This window comes from Niastella sp. sgz303648 (assembly GCF_059587045.1).
On sequence record NZ_JCAPSW010000003.1, the window covers coordinates 498,066 to 517,191 of the forward strand.

General features: G+C 42.1%; 21 protein-coding genes and 1 tRNA gene. 8 read left to right on the forward strand and 14 right to left on the reverse strand.

The window, feature by feature from the left end; genetic code table 11:
* Positions 1-100: 100 nt before the first annotated feature.
* Both AC59IL_RS10960 and AC59IL_RS10965 read left to right on the forward strand, forming a co-directional pair.
* Positions 101-370 carry a hypothetical protein gene (locus tag AC59IL_RS10960; protein WP_496552163.1) on the forward strand — a complete coding sequence of 90 codons (270 nt, stop codon included), beginning with the start codon at positions 101-103 and terminating at the stop codon, positions 368-370.
* Positions 371-539: 169 nt separating this feature from the next.
* Positions 540-1,358, forward strand: a complete 819-nt coding sequence (locus AC59IL_RS10965) for a copper resistance protein NlpE N-terminal domain-containing protein (RefSeq protein WP_496552164.1) — start codon at positions 540-542, stop codon at positions 1,356-1,358.
* A gap of 104 nt (positions 1,359-1,462) precedes the next feature.
* On the opposite strand, the gene AC59IL_RS10970 is transcribed toward AC59IL_RS10965, so the two are convergent.
* The 6 genes from AC59IL_RS10970 to AC59IL_RS10995 all read right to left on the reverse strand — a co-directional run bounded on the left by AC59IL_RS10970 (position 1,463) and on the right by AC59IL_RS10995 (position 9,104).
* Entirely contained in the window at positions 1,463-1,735 is a 273-nt protein-coding gene (locus AC59IL_RS10970; RefSeq protein WP_496552165.1) for a hypothetical protein, read from the reverse strand.
* A 164-nt stretch (positions 1,736-1,899) separates the two neighbouring features.
* Positions 1,900-3,843 (reverse strand): M1 family metallopeptidase, encoded by a 1,944-nt coding sequence (locus AC59IL_RS10975; RefSeq protein ID WP_496552166.1) that lies wholly within the window; start codon positions 3,841-3,843, stop codon positions 1,900-1,902.
* 172 nt (positions 3,844-4,015) lie between these two features.
* On the reverse strand, positions 4,016-6,367 hold the full coding sequence (locus AC59IL_RS10980) for a penicillin-binding protein 1A (protein WP_496552167.1): 2,352 nt from the start codon (positions 6,365-6,367) through the stop codon (positions 4,016-4,018).
* Between the two features lie 295 nt (positions 6,368-6,662).
* Entirely contained in the window at positions 6,663-7,670 is a 1,008-nt protein-coding gene (locus AC59IL_RS10985) for an EamA family transporter (RefSeq protein ID WP_496552168.1), read from the reverse strand.
* A 4-nt stretch (positions 7,671-7,674) separates the two neighbouring features.
* Positions 7,675-8,145 (reverse strand): Lrp/AsnC family transcriptional regulator, encoded by a 471-nt coding sequence (locus AC59IL_RS10990; protein WP_496552169.1) that lies wholly within the window; start codon positions 8,143-8,145, stop codon positions 7,675-7,677.
* A gap of 251 nt (positions 8,146-8,396) precedes the next feature.
* Positions 8,397-9,104, reverse strand: a complete 708-nt coding sequence (locus AC59IL_RS10995) for a phosphatase PAP2 family protein (protein WP_496552170.1) — start codon at positions 9,102-9,104, stop codon at positions 8,397-8,399.
* 206 nt (positions 9,105-9,310) lie between these two features.
* On the opposite strand from AC59IL_RS10995, the gene AC59IL_RS11000 reads away from it, so the two are divergent.
* The 4 genes from AC59IL_RS11000 (at position 9,311) to AC59IL_RS11015 (ending at position 11,635) form a co-directional block, all read left to right on the forward strand.
* The gene (locus tag AC59IL_RS11000) at positions 9,311-9,463 is read left to right on the forward strand and encodes a hypothetical protein (RefSeq protein WP_496552171.1); all 153 of its coding nucleotides are present in this window, start codon (positions 9,311-9,313) and stop codon (positions 9,461-9,463) included.
* 242 nt (positions 9,464-9,705) lie between these two features.
* The gene (locus AC59IL_RS11005) at positions 9,706-9,975 is read left to right on the forward strand and encodes a hypothetical protein (protein WP_496552172.1); all 270 of its coding nucleotides are present in this window, start codon (positions 9,706-9,708) and stop codon (positions 9,973-9,975) included.
* Positions 9,976-10,281: 306 nt separating this feature from the next.
* On the forward strand, positions 10,282-11,163 hold the full coding sequence (locus AC59IL_RS11010; protein ID WP_496552173.1) for a hypothetical protein: 882 nt from the start codon (positions 10,282-10,284) through the stop codon (positions 11,161-11,163).
* A gap of 127 nt (positions 11,164-11,290) precedes the next feature.
* On the forward strand, positions 11,291-11,635 hold the full coding sequence (locus tag AC59IL_RS11015) for a DUF3127 domain-containing protein (RefSeq protein WP_496552174.1): 345 nt from the start codon (positions 11,291-11,293) through the stop codon (positions 11,633-11,635).
* A 126-nt stretch (positions 11,636-11,761) separates the two neighbouring features.
* Here AC59IL_RS11015 and AC59IL_RS11020 read toward each other — a convergent pair whose 3' ends face one another.
* Positions 11,762-12,160, reverse strand: coding sequence for an Hsp20/alpha crystallin family protein (locus tag AC59IL_RS11020; protein WP_496552175.1), 399 nt, complete (start codon positions 12,158-12,160; stop codon positions 11,762-11,764).
* A gap of 78 nt (positions 12,161-12,238) precedes the next feature.
* Between AC59IL_RS11020 and AC59IL_RS11025 the strand changes: the two genes are divergently transcribed.
* Positions 12,239-12,706, forward strand: a complete 468-nt coding sequence (locus tag AC59IL_RS11025; protein WP_496552176.1) for a hypothetical protein — start codon at positions 12,239-12,241, stop codon at positions 12,704-12,706.
* 72 nt (positions 12,707-12,778) lie between these two features.
* Positions 12,779-13,000: a CDGSH iron-sulfur domain-containing protein gene (locus AC59IL_RS11030; protein ID WP_496552177.1), complete on the forward strand. Its 222-nt coding sequence runs from the start codon at positions 12,779-12,781 to the stop codon at positions 12,998-13,000.
* Positions 13,001-13,084: 84 nt separating this feature from the next.
* Here AC59IL_RS11030 and AC59IL_RS11035 read toward each other — a convergent pair whose 3' ends face one another.
* From AC59IL_RS11035 to AC59IL_RS11065, 7 genes are all read right to left on the reverse strand, one after another.
* Positions 13,085-13,594, reverse strand: coding sequence for an asparaginase domain-containing protein (locus AC59IL_RS11035; protein WP_496552178.1), 510 nt, complete (start codon positions 13,592-13,594; stop codon positions 13,085-13,087).
* Between the two features lie 236 nt (positions 13,595-13,830).
* A complete protein-coding gene (locus AC59IL_RS11040; RefSeq protein WP_496552179.1) occupies positions 13,831-14,106 on the reverse strand; it encodes a hypothetical protein in 276 nt (91 codons plus the stop codon).
* A gap of 141 nt (positions 14,107-14,247) precedes the next feature.
* Positions 14,248-15,243 carry a LamG-like jellyroll fold domain-containing protein gene (locus AC59IL_RS11045; protein WP_496552180.1) on the reverse strand — a complete coding sequence of 332 codons (996 nt, stop codon included), beginning with the start codon at positions 15,241-15,243 and terminating at the stop codon, positions 14,248-14,250.
* Positions 15,244-15,490: 247 nt separating this feature from the next.
* On the reverse strand, positions 15,491-15,781 hold the full coding sequence (locus AC59IL_RS11050) for a T9SS type A sorting domain-containing protein (RefSeq protein WP_496552505.1): 291 nt from the start codon (positions 15,779-15,781) through the stop codon (positions 15,491-15,493).
* Between the two features lie 135 nt (positions 15,782-15,916).
* Positions 15,917-17,839, reverse strand: a complete 1,923-nt coding sequence (locus AC59IL_RS11055) for a right-handed parallel beta-helix repeat-containing protein (RefSeq protein ID WP_496552181.1) — start codon at positions 17,837-17,839, stop codon at positions 15,917-15,919.
* 290 nt (positions 17,840-18,129) lie between these two features.
* Positions 18,130-18,202 (reverse strand) — tRNA-Phe (locus AC59IL_RS11060).
* 230 nt (positions 18,203-18,432) lie between these two features.
* The gene (locus tag AC59IL_RS11065; protein ID WP_496552182.1) at positions 18,433-18,903 is read right to left on the reverse strand and encodes a hypothetical protein; all 471 of its coding nucleotides are present in this window, start codon (positions 18,901-18,903) and stop codon (positions 18,433-18,435) included.
* Positions 18,904-19,126 lie beyond the last annotated feature (223 nt).

The window sequence follows — 19,126 nt, forward strand, 5'->3', positions numbered from 1 at the left end:
TTGGTTAGGCCTATGAATGCAATAAACAGCTCAAATCTGAAACAACAGTTCTGAAATAGTATACCCCCCGAACAACAGTGAAAAAGTAATCCATTCATTCATGATAAAAACATTAATTATGGAGCTGGAAGAACCTGTTTTAAAAATTTTAAGGAAGAAGTACCAACCTTCTTCCCTTATCGAAACCCACTGCAGTCAATACGATCTGGCATTCAAAACCGATAGGGACGGAGATGCGATTGTATTAACGCTGGGCCGTAAAGATGAAAAAGGCCATATAAAAGGCGAACGATTTACCCGGCGGCTACGGCAAATGGTCGACGGAAGAATTGTAAAAGAGTATTGGGAACATAAAGGCAAAGCAAGCTGAGCAGGATGGGTCCCTCGTACTTGTGTATGAGTTAAATAATCCGTACCCTTATTCCTTTTTATTCCCATTTTTTAACAACGGCCTGTTCTTTGCTCATAATATTCCCTCCAAATAATAATGCCCTTAATTTTTACGGGCATGATTTGCCGGAAATATTAAATATATAAAGATGAAACCCTGTTATGGCCTGTTGGTGATGCTATTCATTGCCTGCAATAATGCTTCTGTACCTGAACCGCAACAAACAACAACTACTACCACTCAAACAAACGATACTGCTTTACGTGTACAGGAAACTGCTACAGATGAAATAGATTCTCCCACCTCTTTTGTGCCTGGATATTATACCGGTAAATTACCATGTGATGATTGCAGAAATATCAGCCGTAAAATTCTTTTTTTGGCCGATCATTCCTTTCATATGATGGATGAATATAATGGTAAACAGGTACCGCCGGTTGAAACAGAAGGCCGCTGGCAAACATCGAGCGATTTATTGCAGCTGCTGGTAAGCAACACCGTTATTAAACGGTTTACAGTTACCAATAAAGGATTGAATGAAGTAAGTACAACAGGGTCGCCTGTATCAAATTATCCCGGGGTTTATATTACCCGCAAAATGATTGGGTCAGATAATACGGCCTGGATGGAGAAAAAAGCGGCAGGGATCGATTTCTTTGCGCTTGGCACCGAACCTTTTTGGTTAATGGAATTTGATAAAGATAAACAGATCAGTTTTTTACAAATTGATGCCAATAAGCCAACGGTTTTTCCTTATGTAGCTCCTGTGCCGCAAAACGGACAATGGATATACAATGTGCAAACCGATTCGGCTAAAATGCAAATAACTATTACGCCTCAGTTTTGTACCGACGGTATGAGTGATAACTGGTACGAATATAAAGTGGAGGCCAATTATAATGGCATTGTTTATAAAGGATGTGGTGTTAAGTTTAATGAGCAATGGGCAATGGGCAATGGGCAATAGGCAATACGCAATAGGCAATGGACAATAGGCAATGGACAATAGGCAATGAGAAAAATAATTGGGTTTTTTAAATTGCGGCAATCCCGCAAGGCGGGACCAATTGCTTATTGCCCATCGCCTATTGGTTGTTCCGGCATCGAAGAAATATCTTTTAAAATAGCACGTTCGTCTTCGATAGTTAGTTCGCTGCCCCGTAAAAAGCGGTAATATTCTTTACCGGCTTCAATCGCTAATTCCCGGTCCTCGCCCCCGAGAGCCGCTTCATATTTTTCTTTCAGTTGTTTTAATTTATCGCTGCGGTTAAGGTTGGCCACTGCAATAAAAATGATCAGCAGCATCCCGAACGTCAGCAATAAAATTTTTTCTGTCAGGCCCATCGTAATATTTTCAGTACAAAGATAACTGTGAGTTTTCTCTTAACGGGAGGCTTTTTTAGCAGTTCCCAGTTGCCAGTTACCGGTTCCCGGGAAACCGGTAACTGGTAGCCGGTGACTGGCAACTGGCAACCGGTAACTAATTATTCCATCTCTGTAAGCAGTTATTATTTTTTCCAAACATTATTTCCCCTGTTCATATCTGGTAGCTGGTGATCAGGGTCGATGGTAACGGCAGTAATTGGTTCTGTTGCAGGAACCGGAAAAGTATATGTAGTATGCTGAAACCAGGTTTCAACCGGCAGCTGTATGCGTTGGGTTGTTCCGTTACTGTATGCAATTTGTACAACCACCGGCATTACCAGTTTATTCAGATTGGCAATGGTTATTTGTGCCGTTTTACCGGTAATGCTTACCTGCTGCACAGCCTGATCGAGCGGCCAGTTATTAAGGAACCATCCACGCCAGAACCAGGTAAGGTCTTCACCCGATTCGTTTTCCATGGCATGAAAAAAATCGTAAGGACTTGGATGCTTAAACGCCCAGTTATGAATATACCGTTTAAAGGCATAATCAAAACGGTCTTTGCCTAAAATATATTCCCGCAGTAATACCAGTCCAAATGCGGGTTTAAAATAAGAGATCGGGTGGCGATATGTTTCGGGAATGGCATCGGCCGCCATCATCATAGAGGGTGCTTTGGCATCGCTCAGGTAAGGCAATATTTCATCGGCGGGGTTGCCACCGCCGGGTGCGTATTCGCTGTCGCGCTTGGGCGCATATTCGGCGTTATTGAATGCATCTGAAGCATAAATATCAATGAACGTATTAAAGCCTTCGTCCATCCATGCATGACGTCGTTCATCAGACCCAACGATCATCGGAAACCAGTTATGACCAATTTCATGCGCAGTAACCCAGTATAATTCTTTGGTTTTATCGTTTATACCATCGAACAAAATGCCGGGATACTCCATACCGCCGGCAATGCCTGCTTCATTGATCGCAGTAGGGTAGGGGTAAACGAACCATGTTTTTGAAAAATATTCAATCGATGCCTTCAGGTATTCGGTCGACCGGCCCCAGGCGCTGTCTCCGGCGCTTTCAACCGGGTATACCGACATGGCCAATGCTTTTTTGCCTTCCGGCAAATTAATCCTTGCCGCATCCCATATAAATGCTTTTGAAGCCCCGAACGCCACATCGCGTGTATTGTTCATTTTAAAATGCCAGGTAAGCGTGCCCTTTTGGGCAGGGCGGCTTTTAGGATCGTTTACTTCAGCAGCAGTACGAACCATAATTGTTTTATCGCTGTTGCGGGCCGCAGTAAGCCGGGCAATTTGTTGCGCCGTAAGCACCTCTGTGGCATTTTGTAATTCACCGGCGCCGGCAACAATAATATTCCAGGGAACCGTAATACTATAATCGAAATTGCCATACTCGCAGTAAAATTCACCGCCGCCTAAAAAAGGCAGGGTATTCCATCCTTCAATGTCATCATATACGCACATGCGCGGATACCATTGCGCTATTTCGTAAACGGTGCCGTTTTTTGTTTGCACATAATCGGTGCGCCCACCAAAAGCACCGGGAATGGTATAATGGTATTTTATGCGGATGTTTATTTTTCCCGATGTAGCAGGCAAAGCTTTGTTCAGCCTTATTTGCATGCGTGCGTCGGTAACAATATAATCGGCCGTTGTAATTTTTCCGTTTTGCTCTATTTGAACCTGGTCAAGCTGAAAGCCTGTGGTAAATTGGTTCGGTATCTGATCAAATAAATAATTACTACGTGCACCTTTTATATAAGTGTTTTGATCGAGCTGCAGCCATAACGATTGCAACGAATCGGGACTGTTGTTACTATAGTGAATAATTTCAAAACCCGATAACTGCTGATTCACCGTATCAAGAGTAGCCTGTATGGTATAATCGGCCCGGTTTTGCCAGTAGTTTTTACCGGGTGCTCCATTGGCTGAGCGTATGGTGTTACCATTTTCTTTATAAAAACCTGGTGCAAATGTTTCAGCGGGATCATAGGCCGGTTTAGGTTGACCAAAGCAAACAGCGGAATAACAAATGAAAACAAAAAACAAAAATGGTTTATGCATGCAGCTGGTATTTGAATAATTTCTGATTTGGGAATTTAGTGATTTAGAGAATTAATCAATGAGATTTTTGCTTTTCTAAACCAATGATCTTATATAAAAAAGGAGCCGACTAAAAAGTTTACCTGAGTATAACCTTTTAGTCGGCCCGCAATATAATTAACTAAGAACTTTACTATTCACCTGCTTTTTTAGGCAATGTAGCCGCAGCCGGAACACGCGATGTATCTTTTTTGCCGGGAACCGGCGTTGCTGGTGCAGGTTCCTGCGGTACTGCATCATAATCCGAAGCGGTGCCGGTGCCCCCAACATTTTGGCTGCCGCCGCCTTCCCCATCAGCGCCCTGCATGGGTATTTTGGTCCAGTCGGGCAATGAATCGGTTACCACACCATCGGGTTTGGTAAAAGCTAATTTGTTATCGAGCCCTACGTTTTTGTCTTTTAAACAGGCATTATAAAAGTAGGCCCATACCGGTAAAGCCACCGATGAACCCTGACCAACCGCTGTGCTGCTGAAGCGAATAAACCGGTCGTCGCAACCCGTCCACACACCACATAACAACTGAGGCGAATAACCCATAAACCAGGCATCGCTGTTATCGTTGGTTGTACCGGTTTTACCCGCAAGGTTCGTAACGTTGATACCGTAGCTGGCTGCGCGTTTACCGGTACCGTATTTCATTACACCCTGCATCATGCTGATAACATTATAGGCAGTTACGGAGCTGATTACTTCTTTACGTTCAGAATTGAATACTTCGAGCGTGTTGCCGTTTTTATCTTCGATGCGCGACAGGTACATGGGTTTTACCGAAAATCCGCTGGCGGGGAACATACTGTACGCCTGCATCATTTCGTACAATGAAATTTCGCCGCTACCCAAACAAATAGCAGGCACCGGTTCAACTTTCGTTTGTACGCCACAGTTCTTTAAAAAATCTACAAAACGAACGGCTGCGTCATTGCCTTTGCTGCCCAGTTGCTTCATAATATAAGCGGTGGCGCAGTTACGGCTTTGAGCCAGCGCTTCGGCCATTGGCATGGTTTGATTTGAGCATGAAGCATTAGTAGCGGGAACAGGACCAAATCCTTCAAAATTCTGCTGCACATCTTCAACCGGTGTTGTGGGTGTAAAACCACCGTTTTCAATAGCCAGTGAATACAGCAACGGCTTGATGGTACTACCTACCTGGCGTTTGGTATTAATATTAACGTGATCGAATTTGAAAGTTTTAAAATCAATACCACCTACCCATGCTTTTATGGCGCCTGTTGCCGGATCCATAGCCATAAAGCCGGCCTGCAACAATTGCTTACAGTATTTGATACTGTCGTAAGGCGTCATTAGCGTATCGATTTCACGATGTTCGTTCCAGGCAAAAACGGTCATTTGCGTTTTAACATAAAACGACTTCCGAATGTCATCATCGCTGGCGCCATCTTTTTTCATATTTTTCCAGCGGTCGCTTTGTTTCATTGCCGCTTCTAATACATTTTCCCACTCTTTCCAAACGGAACCTGATTTAATATTCTTTTGTGCATTTAATATTTTCTGCATGTAAGGAATATGACGGGCAACAGCTTCTTCGGCATATTGCTGCATACGCAGATTGATGGTGGTATAGATCTTCAATCCGTCTTTATACAAATTGTATGGCTTACCGGTAGCGGGGTTTTCATGTTCTTTGCACCATCTTTTCAATTCTTCGCCCAACACACCACGGAAGTAGGGCGCCAGTCCGGTATTTTCATTCAGCTTTTTATAATTCAGTTTAATCGGTTCCTTACCCAAGGCACTGGCCTGTGGTTCGGTAATAAAACCACTTCTAACCATTTGGTGCAGCACCCAATTTCTTCTGTTTTTTGCTCTTTCGGGAAACCTGCGTGGGTTATACAACTGGGGTCCATTTACCATGCCCACCAGTACAGCTGCCTCTGAAGTGCTCAGCTCGGAAGGTTCTTTCTGAAAAAAGGTACTGGAGGCATTTCTAATGCCATATACGTTGTCGCTAAACGCAACAGTATTTAAATAAAGGGTAATAATTTCTTCCTTGGAAAAATTACGTTCGAGTTTTACGGCAATGATCGCTTCTTTTAATTTTTGAAGACCACGTAATAGTATGTTGCGGGTGATCCAGCCTTCGGTAAACAGGTTTTTGGCTGTTTGCATGGTAATGGTGCTGGCGCCGCCTCTTGTTCCAAACGAGGCGAATGATCGTGCCAGTGACCGGCCATCTATTCCATTGTGTTCATAAAAGCGTTCGTCTTCGGTGGCCACCAAAGCATTTATTACCTGCTTACTGATGTCTTTATATTCCACATCAATACGGTCTTCGATATAATATTTTCCCATGAGGGTGCCGTCTTCGGCATATACCTGGCTGGCAACAAGGGCAGTGGGGTTCGAGAGTTCCTGAATAGAAGGCATTTTGCCCAATAAACCAATATTGGCAAAAACAATCAGCAGAATTCCCATCAGAAGGCCGCTAAAAAACACCCACCAAAAAATTTTTACTCCCTTTTTCATAGTTAAAGATTATGGGTACGATAAACTTTACATGTTAAAAAAAATGATATACCGGTACAGTGATAAAAATAGTAATAAGGCCCATTATTTTCAACCGTAAAGGGTAAAAGTTTTTGTTTGGTGCTTTGTTCTATACTCTTTATGGAGCGGGGGTTGGGCACAATATACAATTTACGCCCAATAGCCAACAACTAAGATGCCGAATTAACATAAAACTCAAACAGCCTGAAAAATACCTCACCCCCAACCCCTCCTTGAGGAGAGGGGCCAGGGGTGAGGTAAAATTTATTCGAAATTATAAAACTACTTTCTGCCGGGGAGCGCTAATTATTACCTTGTTTTTTATACTGGTTTGATCTGTAGCCTTCGCTGATTTTTGTCCATTGCGGTATTTGGCCAAATTGATGAGCAGCACACTGGCCAGAATAACAGCCAAACCGGCAATTTGCACCAGGCTCATATGTTCGTTGGCAAATAATACGCCCAGCAAAACAGCTACAACCGGGTTTACATAGGCATAGGTGCTTACCTGGGTGGCGGGTCTAACCTGCAATAACCATACATAAGCGCTGAAGCCGGCCAGCGAACCCATCGTGATCAGGTAAAACAACGAGAACCACGATTCGGCGGTAACCGCCTGCACATTAAATGTACTCCATTCATTATTGATAAAACTGCCGGGTAAAAAAGCAATACCTGCTGCCATCATTTGCCAGCCCGAGTTGCCTGTGGCTGAACCTGTGGTTGATTTGTATTTTGAATATAATGATCCACCTGCCCAGCTCATAGCACCGATGATTAATACAATCAGTCCTATAACCTGGTGCCCGTTGCCGGCGCCCATAGCCTTTGAAGTTTGTTCGCTGAACAATAAAATAACTCCTATAAAACCAACGATCAATCCTGCAATAGTTGGGCGGCTGGTAAGGTTTTCTTTCCATTTTGGTTTATCCAGAACAACAAACCAAATGGGAGCCGATGAAACCAGAACCGCTACCAACGAACTGGCCAGCGATTGCTCGGCCCATATAACAGCGCCGTTACCTACAAATAACATCAGCAAACCACTTACAGCTGCCGATTTAATTTGCGCCCAATTGAAAATCTTTTCACCCTTTATGGCACACCATGCCAGCAATATAGCGCCCGCTATTAAAAAACGGATGGAGCCCAGTATAAAAACCGGAATGTGCTGAATGGCCCGTTGAATAAAGAAATAGGTTGAGCCCCATACCAGGTACACGGTAGCGAAGGCAATTACGACCATTAAAGGGGAAGCTTTTCTTTTTGCATCAAGTAACATAGAACTAAGTTTTAGGAATCACCAATTGTTGTTGTTCTTTCACGGTTTCCAAAACGATGGTTGTTTTAGTAGAAGCAATGTTGGGGATTTTTTGCATTGAGTTGCGCATCAAGTTCATCAGCGACGATGAATCGGCGGTGCGAACCTTTATCAGGTAACAATCTTCACCTGCAATGTGATGAACTTCCTGCACCTCGGGTATAGCAGCCAACGCCTGGGCTGTGTTACTGCTGCAGGTAAATCCTTCAGACGAGCGTATAAAAATAAATGCCAGTAATTTTTGCTGTACAGCTGCCGGATTGATTTGTGTGGTGTATCCGTTGATCACCTTTTTTTGCTCCAGCTTTTTAACGCGTTCCAGTACGGCCGAAGGCGCCATATTTAGTTCTCGCGCCAGATCGGCATTTGAAATGCGTGCGTTGGCCTGCATGCGCTCCAGAATTTGCAGATCGGTATTGTCCAAAACAATGTCCATTCCGATGAATTTTCTGTAAAATTAATCATTTTATGAATAATATTCTGTGTTTGGCAATATTTTAAGAAATTTATTGTAAATTTGTGGAGTAATGCCGAATAATAATCGGCGTCGCAGTGTTGTGATCTGAATTACAGAGAGTTAACAGGTTAGCTGATTAAGAGGTTAACTTGTGAACATATCAATTAAATAGTAAGCATCAGTATATCCATGAAAATGAAAGTCATCTGTTGCAGGATGGCTTTTTCTTTTTATATAGTTACGGTTTGTGTAAGTTGATTCGCTTTTTGTTTATTATATACCTCAAGCCTGTTTAATACATCCAGTGCAACGATGAGCCATAAAAGCCCGGTAATATAACCTGCCACTACATCACTGGCATAATGCACGCGCAGGTATATGCGACTAAACCCGATAGCAACAATTAATGATACAAGTAAAACAATAGCTGTTTGTTTAACCGGCTTATTTTTTATGGTATGCGATATAATATAAATGAGCAGTCCGTAAAATGTACTACTCATTAAAGCATGACCACTGGGAAAACTCAGTCCTTTGGCCGGTTGCAGTAAAGGCAGCAGTGGCCGCCTGCGATGAAATAAACGCTTCAGGGAAAACATCAGCAGCAAGCTGCTTAATGCCACTGATGCAACACGTATCGAAAACCAGGTGTGTTTGCGGATAAACAAAAAGTATATAATAAGGTTCAGGTTGGCAGGAATAAGAAATGTATGCGTTCCTAAAAAAGTAAATCCCTGCATTAACCGGTTGTTGGGTTCGCTGATATGGGTTTTTAATGCGGAGAAAATTTTGAGATCTATCTTTTTATATTTTCGCATGCGTGGTCTTATTGTAAAAACCAATAAGGCCAGTGCACCGGTAAATGCCACCATGGTACCCAGCAATTCAACCGATACCAGCGCTGCTCCGGTCCAGAATCTTTTTTCACGAGGTGTCATGTTTTTTTATACGCAAATGATGTGCGAATCAGGGGCTTTTGACTGTTGTGGAAATTGTATCCGTGGCGTTAAAAAAAACCCATATTTAAATTTCATTATTAACAGCATAAGTTAATAGCATGTAATTCGTTATATTGAACCGGGATAAACCTGTTTAGCTAATTTGTAACGGCTTTCTTAACTTTACACAGATAAAATTTATTCATATGTCATTGTTTAACACCAATAAGAATAAAGACAAGAAGAAAGGAAACGTACCTACAGGCAAACAATCGCCTATACCCTCAAAGGGAAAAGGTACCAGTAAAGGGGCTGCCAAAGCTACCCGTGTTAGTGGCAGGGCACAAAGAGGCTCATAGATTTTAAATAGATTTTTCGCATTTAAGTTGAAGTCCGCAAAAGCTACAGGGCTGTATTTGCCTGTTGCTATTGCGGATTTCTGTTTATTATTCTACATATATTAATCCTTTTCTTCGCTTCATCCACTGCGCCGGTTAACCGGTTCAATATGTGAAAAACTACCTGGCTATTGATTGGCATGGTATGCCTGTTCGGCATAGTTGTTGGGAAATTGATGTTTTACATTTAAGCGGAGGTACTTATGAAAACCAAAAGGAATATAACAAAAACCGCCACGTTTGAACTGGTGATAGATAATATGTCCCTGTATGTTACCGCTACCTCATTTTTAACCTATACGATGGAAACGCAATACAGGGTAAGTGTGAATGGGAGTCCTGTTTATATATTCGGATGGCATCCTGTACTGAAGCGAATTACGGCTATCGACAGGGGAAGTGCCGCTAACAATGTACCTTCAAAAATACTTGATGCAATTGCAGAACAGTTAACAAGCCGTATGGCTGCCTGAACAATTATAGATCAAATTATTTTGGTCCCGCACTTTGCGGGATTTTTTATTACTGTTATTACCGGTAAGTAAGAAATACACATTGATGGTAAGTATACCTGAAAGAAAAGTAATGATCGCGAGCTGCGGTTTCGAAACCATTCAATTCTGCAGGTACGATCCACCCTTGTGCCCGTTCGACAAATGGTGTATCTGCAGGGAATCGTGGAATGAGGACGAAGAAGGGGATGATTGTTAAAAAATTGTGCTCATTTAATGGCTCTGTTTATAGGGCTGTACCTACCTTCGGGGCATAAATATTTTGTTATGAAGCCAATAAAAGGAGGCAAACACCCGGGAAAGAATGTTGATGCAGCGGCACGTACCCTGGCAGGAATTTTTGAAAATATTGCCTCTGGCAGGGATTTTCCCGAACCTCCCAATTTACCATGGTCAGAAATGCTTATTGAGCTGGTTCAGCCATATATGACAGATGTACCTGATATTGACGAACTGCAAGAAAAATTGGAACTGGCGCAGATTTCGTGGAATATGGCCGTCATGAAAAAAAGAGATGAATTTTTTTACCATAACTACCGCAATAATTTTCTGGCAAAAGAACTTGACCGTAAAATGCAGGAACTGGTAGATAATCTGGTAAAAGATAAAGAAGCTAAATTTGGTGAGCATGAAGTTATGCTCGATGATTGTGAAATTATTGATGATGAAGAAGGAGAGGCCATGGTGAATGTTACCGCAAAATCATACGAGCAATTCATGCACGATGTGTTTGTTGGTGCTGATGAAGAAGATGATGATGACGACGATGACGATGATTTTGAGGATGACTTTGAAGATGAAGCAATATATGAGGAGGCGGCCTATGTTAATCGCAGCGCGATTGCTGTAATTCCGAAAAAACCTTTTCTGGATTGGGTAAGAAATTTGTTTGCAGACGACGAACCACCGGCCGATCTGGATCAGCAAAAAACCGTATACCTTGTAAAAACGCTGGAAAAGAAATCTCAGTTTGATGAATGGCTGCAAAAAAATTTTGAAAAGCTTTTCATTAATGAACTGGAAGGGTGGCACGAAGATGTGCAGGAATGGCCCGAAACAAAATCGTATGAGTTATTTAAGCAGTGGTTTGATGTAGAATTTTGCAGCATGGTGTACGATATAGAAACAGCTGACATAACAAAAATTTAATTTGCGTAGCTTATAGTGAGCAAGCCGGAATAAATCACGTTCTTTGTGAAAATCGTAAGCTACCAACAACCCTTTCAGGGAATAATAATTGAAGAGATAATACCCAAAAAATAGTAAAAGTTTAATTATGGATATAAGCGGCAAAATAGTTCAGTTTTTACAGGTTCAAACAGGGCAGGGCAAAAATGGCCCGTGGAAAAAACAGGATTTTATTCTGGAAACAGGCGATCAATACCCTAAAAAAGTATGCATTGCGGTTTGGGGCGATAAAATAGATATGAGCAGTTTTAAAACCGGAGAAGCGGTTGACGTGTCGTTTGATGTTGAAAGCCGTGAATACAATGGCCGGTGGTATACCGATGTGAAAGCATGGAAAATTACAAAGAAAGCAGGCAGTGCGCCTGTTTCGGGGGCCAATGATGTGCCAACCTACGACCTTCCGCCGGCTTCGGATGATGATTTGCCGTTCTGAGCGGAGTCGAAGAATAGAGCGAAGTCGAAGAATAGCGGAGTCAAAGAATAAAGCGAATTTCAATGAACTATATTAATAAAAAGTCCCGCCACAACGGCGGGACTTTTTTCATTTGTCTGATTCGCCTTAACTAATGGTTATTTCCTGTTTTTGAATTTCCTTTCCTTCAATCAGCGGAAGGCTTACCTCAAGAACGCCATCAACATACTTTGCGCTGATGCGCGAAGCATCTACGGTTTCATCGAGTAAAAAGGTTCTTACAAAACCACCCCGGCTGTACTCGCGCTGTACCCAGTTGGGACGTGGAAACCCTTCGGGTGGTGTGTAGGAAATGGTAAGCTCGTTACCGCGCACATCAATTGAAAAATGTTCTTTAATACGACCCGGCGCAAACACCAGCATTTCGTAGCTGGTATCGGTTTTGTACACATTTACGGCTGCCCGTTGCATACTCCGGTAAAGCAGGTGCCGGTGACTGCTTCCGTACGATTCGCCTTTTGCGGCGCATGACTTGTTGTAGTGCATGTTGTTTCTTTTTAAAATAAAAAATAGCTATCAATAAGGTAGACGGATGATAGCCGGGAATATTTTAAATTAGCACCCGTGACAATAGTAGAAAAAATATCATTTAAGAACAGGTTGAAACTGAAAGCTGAACAGATCATTCAGGACCGGATTGCGGCTGCAAAAACTATTATTGATAATGCGCAGCAGGCCGCTAATAACGAAGAAAAAAGTTCGGCCGGCGATAAGTATGAAACCGCCCGGGCCATGAGCCACCTCGAAAAAGAAATGCATTCGAAGCAGCTGGCGCAACAGTTGAAAGAATTATCGTTATTGCGTACCGTAAACGTAGATGTTGTACATACCAGCGCAGGTACCGGGGCCTGTATTGAATGCCGCGATATGATCTTTTTTATTGCTGCCGGCCTGGGGAAACAAATAATTGAGGGAAAGACCATTTTCTTTTTATCGCCTCATGCGCCGCTGGCTAAGCTGTTGCAACATAAACAGACCGGCGATTATTTTGTTTTCAACGGCGTTGAAACAAATATCCTCGATGTATTTTAAATTTCCTCTCCTGCGCCCGGTTCCTGTTTCCTGTGCTTTTATTCCTTTATCTTGCGCTTTCAAAAATTAACAATGGCAACAACAAAAATTACAGTTAACAACAATGGTTCATTACGGGTAGAAGGTGATTTGGAAATTGTAGATAAAAACGGAAATGTGTACGATTTGGGCGGACGTGAAGTGATTTCATTTTGCCGTTGTGGTCATTCGAAAAACAAACCTTTTTGCGATGGCTCACATAAAGGCAACTTTGAACATGAAGCCATTGCCTTTGCTCTTCCTCCAAAAAAATAACCTGTTCAGCAGTCTTTTTGTTTTATAGGAAAATAACCAAAATCTTTGAGGGCAACGCCTGCGCGTGCCCTTATTTATTTTTACTCATGCTTCTTTGCTGCTTATAGCCTTCAGTTCTTCAAAAATGCCGGTTTGCCTGTTCTTGCGCACATTATCCCAGTTAAAGAAACGGCCATTCATTGCCACGTAAACGCCTGCAGGCAGCGATTGTACAAAAGCAAGCGCGCTGCCCAGGTTAAACAGTCCGTCGGAGCTACCAAATTTAATAGGTATCATCGCGCCGGTAAGTACAATGGTTTTGCCGGGAACAGACTGGGCCAGTACACGCGCTGTTTCAGCCATGGTATCGGTACCATGTGTTATTACAATCTTATCTTCAGCACACTGGCGGCATTCGGCAGCAATAAGCGCCCTGTGTTCGGCAGTCATTTCAAGACTGTCGATCATCATTAAGGTTTTAATATTCACCAACAGCCTGCTTCGGCCTTTGTCAAGAAGCTCCTGCATATGAGTATCTTTAAAATACAACTCACCATTCAGTTCATTGTATTCCTTATCAAAAGTGCCGCCTGTTATAAAAATTCTGATTGCCATGAAGCAAATTTTGGTAGGTGAATTATAGCGGATAAGGTAATCCGGTTTATGCAAAGATATCGGGGTTGGCACACAATTGACCCAGAAATTGAATATGTAAACCATCCGGAATAATTCCTTAAAAATTCTTCATTGGTCAACTAAAAGCAATTGAAATTATTTAATGATTCTGCAGTTCATACAGATTATGCGGCATTTCATGCAAACCGCAGATGCAATGCGGCTGCTCCTTTGTTTTATAATAGCCAAACAACACCCCAGGCAATACCCATTCCTGTAACGCCACCGATAACAGAAGCTACAGCATCCATAAAATCGTAGATGCCCATGCCGGTAAATTTTGAAAACAGTTCAAAGCCGTAGCTAATGGCAATTACAATAAATAAAGCCAGCGACGTTGAAAGCAACGGTTGATTGGCCAGGAGCCACAGACCAATTCCCTGTAATACTGCACCCATCAGAATACCTGCATAAAAATGTCGCCATTTGTCGGGTGCTATTTTTTTAAGCATGAAATGATTATTGAAATTTATTATGAGCGAAATAAAAAGGCATCCAAAAATAGTAATTGGGTTTAACAAATGCATTCATTATAATACAAAACCCCTGACACTGATTGGTGCAGGGGTGTTTGTTTGGTATTACTGAACAATTTACTTTTTAGATACAGTTTGTTGCATCAGTTGTTGTATTTCTGTATCGCTCAGCACACGGCTATAAATAGTTACATCGTCGATACTGCATTTAAAGGCTGCAAGCCCTGTACCGCCGTCTCCGCTGAGCCCTATTCGTAAGTTGCTGTTGGCATCGGCTGTTATGCTTCCCGTATAACTATAGGTTCCTGCACCGGTGCCATTTTTGTAAAATTTTAAAGTAGTGCCATCGTAGGTCATAGCAATAAAGATCCATTGTCCGCTGGTATTCTTAGGCATTACGCCGGCATCGCTTGAAGTTATATGTGCGCCATCGGTATAAGCTATAAGCGCTCCGCTACTACTGACATAAAATATAAATCCATTGTTATAGAACTTACCCATTATTGAAGAAGAGATCAGGGAATCGTATTTTATCCAGGCGCCCACGGTTATTGGCTGCGATACCTGCGCTGCAGTTTTGGTCAATGATATGGCATAACTATTACCGCCATTAAAATAAAAAGCTCTGTTGGCGTTTCCAAAACGATCGGCTACCGCATTATAGGTACCGTACAAATTGAGGTTGAAGGCGCTTACACCGGCATCATTGGCGTTATTGGTAAACGGATAAAAAGCTACGAGGTTGTTGCGTGGAATATCATTCAATACTTCGAACGTTGTGGTACTGATACCCTGTGAAGTTGCAACTGCTACAGCAATTGCACCACTTGCAGCACCTGCAGGAACTTTTACTTTTAGTTGTGTAGCGCTTGCTTCTATTACAGTGGCCGCTGAATTACTACTAAACTTTACAGTGTTGCCTGAAATTGTGGTCGAAAAATTTGTGCCTGTGATTATCACGGTATCACCAGCCAATCCCATTACAGGTGAAAAAGAACTGATAGTGGGAGCCGGCGTATTTTCCGGTGGTGCGGGATCGTTGTCATTATCCTTTTTACAGGATGTCAGCAATGAATAAAAGAACAGGGAAATAAGGGCAATTCTTAATTTCATATGATACGGGTTTTAAATAGTTAGCGGGTAAAAATAGAAATTTATTGGAGTAAATGAAATACCACAAAGAGGGGAGGCTCATTGTTGAAGCGTACAATAGGAGAGCAGAATAACGAAGATTATCCGTGTGTATTAGTGATATTGTTAATATAGTGTATAAACACCTTTGATTTTGAACGCGGAATAGATGTGTGTTAAAAAGTATAGAAAATGCCGGACAGGCATATTACCTGCCCGGCAAAGAAAATTATTTCTTCCAGATTCGTTTCACAAATTTTTGATTACCCTGAATTACCTGTACAATGTAAATTCCTGAAGCCACCTTGCTCATGTTCAACACAAATGTGTTACTATTAGCGGTTTCAATCTTAATTACTTTTCCATTGATATCACTTAATAATACCTGAGCCTTTTTATGTAAGCCGTCGGGTATGTTAATGGTTATATGATCATCTGCAGGGATAGGATACGCGATGATCTTTTGTTCCTGGCTTATTGCAGCATCAGTTGTTGCGCCGGTTGATCGGCGCTTACTGATATTATTTAGTTATTTATGATTTGAAGAATAGGGACTGAACACAGGGCGGCTTCATTGATTACAAAAAAAGGCCACATTATTGTGACCTTCCGTTAGTTGAGTGCTGACATAGATACGCCTGCACCAGGGGATTCATTATTTTGTAAATATGGTACTGTGATGCTCGCCGGTTTTATAGTCTGTAAGTTTAATTATATACACGCCCTGTGGCAATATGCTTACATTTAGTTTTATCTGGCTGCTGGTTTCATTGAGCTTTTCTCTTCTTAATACGATGCCAGCCATGTTAACAAGCAACATTTCTTTATTGAGAAAATCATTTCCCGGTCTTCTCAAATACACATAATCGCGGGCCGGATTTGGTGAAACGGTCATATTCTCTGCCGCAACAGTGTTCTTAATGCTGATAATTTTCGAATACAAATCTGAATTACCCGGTTCAACTGCTTTAATACGGTAATACTGTATCTCATCCGTGACATCGTTATCTACGAACTGGTATTTTATGGTAGATGAACCTGCATCCGTTTTGTACGGAACGATTGCAATTGTTTTGAAATTACTTCCCGCGCCGTTGCTTCTTTCAATTTCAAAGTGATCGGCCTTATCCTCGTTGGTTTCCCATTCTATATTATTTCCATTTGCACTGCGCCAACCGTTGCAAGACAGGATCTGTAAGGGAAGAATGGTGGAAATACTTTCTGCAATCCCTGCATCGGGAGCGCCATCAAAAGGAACAGCCTGTCCATAAAAGTCTTTATCTATACCGGTAATTTGCCCAAAATTAACAGCGGCAGCGGCAGGCTGCAGGTTATAATTCCATAAAGCAGGGTCGCCGGAAGAGATAATATCTGTGAACAGCGATATGGCCGGATTAAGATTTTGTTCTGAAGCATCCAACGTATACCCAAAGCTTCCTCCGCCCATATGAAACAGGTTATTTTGGTGAATGAGCTGCGGTCCGTTAAATGGCTGCGCCTGAGGATCAGTGATGTTGGAAGAAGTGTTGAGCCAGAAGATATTGTTCTTCATAGTCAGCACATTCGAAACAGAAGGCGTTCTGGAAATACCTATCAGATTTTTATCATCAGCAAGCCGGGGCGCATGTGTTTCGATAATGTTATTATTGTAAAATTGCAGGTTGCGAACATCCAGGCCATACACACCTTCTGTATTGATCCAGAATACATGTCCGTTGTTGATCAAAAGATTGTAGCCAATCACATTATTGAGTGCCTGACCACCTGAACCGCTACCAAATTCCATAAAGCCCAGATTTTCACTGGCTGTGTTGTACAATATTTTGTTATTGGATATAGCGCCATACATTTCTATGGCTCCGCCATCCATCTGGTAATCATAGCTGGGGCCCCAGCAATCCTGAATATGATTGTGCGTTATGGTGTTATCTGAACCTTCCACTATTATTCCATTTGCGCCAAAATCGTCCCAGGCTATATCAGGCGTATTGATGATCATACGCAGATTGCTGATGTTGCAATCTGTAATTGTATTATTGCTTCCGCCATCTAAGGCTACGCCTGCGCCCAATCGCGATATAGTAAGGTTTTTAATAATATTATTGGAGCAATTATAGGTGTACACGCCATATCCTACATGGGCCGTAACATTGTGATCAGTCTCAGGCATCGTGGCATCTTTCAGTTCAAAGCCATCGATCACCACATAATTTGCCTGGTATAAACGGATTATAATCCGGTTGTGGATCTGGGATTCGGTTGTGTTTGCCAGGTCATATTGAAAATCGGGTGCGTTTCCTGAGCCATAAGGCATGAACACGATGGGGGCACTACTGCTGCCTGAGCTGTTGATAGAAAGGGTGCCTACATACTGCTGACCCCGTTTGAAAAAAACGGTATCGCCGGGCTGGAAATAATTAACATACTCGGGAATATCGCTTATCGATTTCCAGGGATCAGTCAATGTTCCCTGGTTTGATCCTGAAGAAGATGGATCTACATAATAATTTTTAGCAGAAACGGACAATGTTGCCAATACAAACAGGCATACATAGAAAACGGATATTGGTATTTTCATTAGGTTATTGAACGTTTAATCAGGCGCTTAATAATGGTGGGTCAAAACTATGACTTTCCAAAGTTGGGAGAAACAGGTAAATGTCGTCAGTACACGTATATACTTACGTTAGCAATAAACGGAATATTTATTTTTAGAAGAATTTTGGAATACAGGCTGCGGTCGATTGTTAGAAAGCGGTAGGAGCATGAAGCAGTATGGGACATCAGCCGATGTGGGTGTAAAATAGCCTAATTTTAATGAGTGCTGGTTCAAATAAAAAAACCTCTGACTTTCATCAGAGGCTTTCGTGGTGTGGGGCGGGATCGAACCGCCGACACAAGGATTTTCAGTCCTTTGCTCTACCGACTGAGCTACCGCACCATCAGCTTTTTGTGAGCTTTTTCGCTGTAACTACCATAGGTGGCTAAAGCGGGCTGCAAAAATAGGGGATATTCCCATAAAACTGAAAAACTTGTGAAAAAAAATCGGTGTCTTTGGCAAATTTATTTCACAAAAAAAGCACTTCATCGAAGTGCTTTAGCTTATATATTCTGTATTTCTGCCCTTTTATTGCAGTATCTTTTAAGTTGGGCTTATTTTCAAACTTTTAATTATACAACCTCTACCGGTACTTTTTTGTTGGTGGTTGTATCCGGCGTCAGTTCCAAAATCAGCTGCCTGATCGTGGGAGTAGGCGCTGCTGCCGGTACCGCTTTTCTTTCTTTGGGCGAAGCCTGAATAATCGCTTCCGGTGCAGTTGTTTCGCCGGGAACATCAGCTTTAGGCTCCTGGCTTTCCGACAAGATGTCGGCTTCTACCGCCTTTTGAAAGGCCGCATCATCAAGCCAATGAGTATCATTTAATGTACTGTCTTGTTTGTTTTGCTGATTAACAACTGTTAAATCTGAAGATGATTGCTCTGTTGTTGTGTTGTTCCTGTTTTCGGTTTGACCAAGAGGGTCGGCAGTATAGAGAGCTTGCTTAAAAGCTGAAATGTCGCTGAATTCGCTCATGTTATTTATAAAGCAAATGCCTCCTCCTAAAAACAGGCAGGAAATACCTGTAAGTACAACGGTTTTCATTAGGATTTTAAATTTAGTGTTCAGGGGTTAAACTATCTCTTCGCACTAATAACGGATTTCTGAAGCGTAAAGTATTAACAGGTAATCATATATGGGTATTAATTCGATTAAATGCCGCTATTTTTCGATGAATGAAATCATTATCCGGTTTGCCGAAAATGAAAAAGGGATGTTACCGGCCAGGCCTGTAAACATCCCTTTTAAATTATTTATACAACTTCGT

Excerpts from the sequence above, each read along its gene's own strand:
- AC59IL_RS10960 (WP_496552163.1), top strand. The coding sequence starts at position 101 with ATGATAAAAACATTAATTATGGAGCTGGAAGAACCTGTTTTAAAAATT.
- AC59IL_RS10965 (WP_496552164.1), top strand. The coding sequence starts at position 540 with ATGAAACCCTGTTATGGCCTGTTGGTGATGCTATTCATTGCCTGCAAT.
- AC59IL_RS10970 (WP_496552165.1), bottom strand. The coding sequence starts at position 1,735 with ATGGGCCTGACAGAAAAAATTTTATTGCTGACGTTCGGGATGCTGCTG.
- AC59IL_RS10975 (WP_496552166.1), bottom strand. The coding sequence starts at position 3,843 with ATGCATAAACCATTTTTGTTTTTTGTTTTCATTTGTTATTCCGCTGTT.
- AC59IL_RS10980 (WP_496552167.1), bottom strand. The coding sequence starts at position 6,367 with ATGAAAAAGGGAGTAAAAATTTTTTGGTGGGTGTTTTTTAGCGGCCTT.
- AC59IL_RS10985 (WP_496552168.1), bottom strand. The coding sequence starts at position 7,670 with ATGTTACTTGATGCAAAAAGAAAAGCTTCCCCTTTAATGGTCGTAATT.
- AC59IL_RS10990 (WP_496552169.1), bottom strand. The coding sequence starts at position 8,145 with ATGGACATTGTTTTGGACAATACCGATCTGCAAATTCTGGAGCGCATG.
- AC59IL_RS10995 (WP_496552170.1), bottom strand. The coding sequence starts at position 9,104 with ATGACACCTCGTGAAAAAAGATTCTGGACCGGAGCAGCGCTGGTATCG.
- AC59IL_RS11000 (WP_496552171.1), top strand. The coding sequence starts at position 9,311 with ATGTCATTGTTTAACACCAATAAGAATAAAGACAAGAAGAAAGGAAAC.
- AC59IL_RS11005 (WP_496552172.1), top strand. The coding sequence starts at position 9,706 with ATGAAAACCAAAAGGAATATAACAAAAACCGCCACGTTTGAACTGGTG.
- AC59IL_RS11010 (WP_496552173.1), top strand. The coding sequence starts at position 10,282 with ATGAAGCCAATAAAAGGAGGCAAACACCCGGGAAAGAATGTTGATGCA.
- AC59IL_RS11015 (WP_496552174.1), top strand. The coding sequence starts at position 11,291 with ATGGATATAAGCGGCAAAATAGTTCAGTTTTTACAGGTTCAAACAGGG.
- AC59IL_RS11020 (WP_496552175.1), bottom strand. The coding sequence starts at position 12,160 with ATGCACTACAACAAGTCATGCGCCGCAAAAGGCGAATCGTACGGAAGC.
- AC59IL_RS11030 (WP_496552177.1), top strand. The coding sequence starts at position 12,779 with ATGGCAACAACAAAAATTACAGTTAACAACAATGGTTCATTACGGGTA.
- AC59IL_RS11035 (WP_496552178.1), bottom strand. The coding sequence starts at position 13,594 with ATGGCAATCAGAATTTTTATAACAGGCGGCACTTTTGATAAGGAATAC.
- AC59IL_RS11040 (WP_496552179.1), bottom strand. The coding sequence starts at position 14,106 with ATGCTTAAAAAAATAGCACCCGACAAATGGCGACATTTTTATGCAGGT.
- AC59IL_RS11045 (WP_496552180.1), bottom strand. The coding sequence starts at position 15,243 with ATGAAATTAAGAATTGCCCTTATTTCCCTGTTCTTTTATTCATTGCTG.
- AC59IL_RS11055 (WP_496552181.1), bottom strand. The coding sequence starts at position 17,839 with ATGAAAATACCAATATCCGTTTTCTATGTATGCCTGTTTGTATTGGCA.
- AC59IL_RS11065 (WP_496552182.1), bottom strand. The coding sequence starts at position 18,903 with ATGAAAACCGTTGTACTTACAGGTATTTCCTGCCTGTTTTTAGGAGGA.